At 69.8% G+C, this 804-nt stretch carries 1 protein-coding gene; it reads right to left on the bottom strand.

Annotated elements, in window-relative coordinates; genetic code table 11:
- Nucleotides 1-804 (bottom strand): [protein-PII] uridylyltransferase family protein (locus tag HUK84_RS20840; RefSeq protein ID WP_456306687.1); only part of this gene is annotated, 804 nt, incomplete at both ends.

Genomic DNA, 804 nt, shown 5'->3' with positions numbered 1-804 from the left:
CGTAGTCGGGTCGCGCAGTTCGGGCCGGCGACCGCCCCAGACCAGTTGCAGCGCCTGGGCCACGAACTCGACCTCGCGAATCCCGCCCTGTCCCAGTTTCAGGTCGTGGCCCATCAGCCAGTCGCGCGCCAGGCGCGGGTCGTGTACCATCCGCTCGCCCAGGCGCGACAGGCCGGCATGGCCGGCATTGCGGTGGCGGTCGATTCGCGCCTTCATGTCGTGCAGGTCGTCGATGACGGCGAAATCGAGGTGCCGCCGCCAGACGAAGGGCGCGATCGCGCGCAGGAAACGCCGCCCGGCCGTCACGTCGCCCGCCACCGGCCGCGCCTTGGTCATCGCCGCGCGCTCCCAGGTCTGGCCCAGGCTTTCGTAATAGGTGATCGCGGCGGGGAACGAGATGGCCGGCGGCGTCGCCGACGGGTCGGGACGCAGGCGCAGATCGGTGCGAAACACGTATCCGTCGGCGTCCCGCGCTTCCATCAGCCCGACAAGATCGCTAGTCATGCGGACAAAGATCCGGCGCAGATCCTCATGCCCGGCATGACAGGCCGGATCGTACAGCACGATCAGGTCGATATCCGAGGAGTAGTTCAGTTCCCGCGCCCCCAGCTTCCCCATCGCCAGCACGACGAAGCCGCTGCCGCGCGCCGGATGGCGGGGATCGGGCAGGACGATCTGCCCCGTATCGTGGGCCGCGCGCAGCAGATGCCTGACCGCCGCCTCCAGCGCCGATTCCGCCAGGCGGCTCAGCGCCAGCGTCACCTGCTCCAGCGTCCACACCCCGCCGATATCGGCCAGGGCGAT

It is taken from the genome of Nguyenibacter vanlangensis, from assembly GCF_013376155.1.
GTDB lineage: Bacteria > Pseudomonadota > Alphaproteobacteria > Acetobacterales > Acetobacteraceae > Gluconacetobacter > Gluconacetobacter vanlangensis.
The sequence above is the reverse complement of the archived record's forward strand: the minus strand, read 5'-3'. Positions and strand labels throughout refer to the sequence as shown.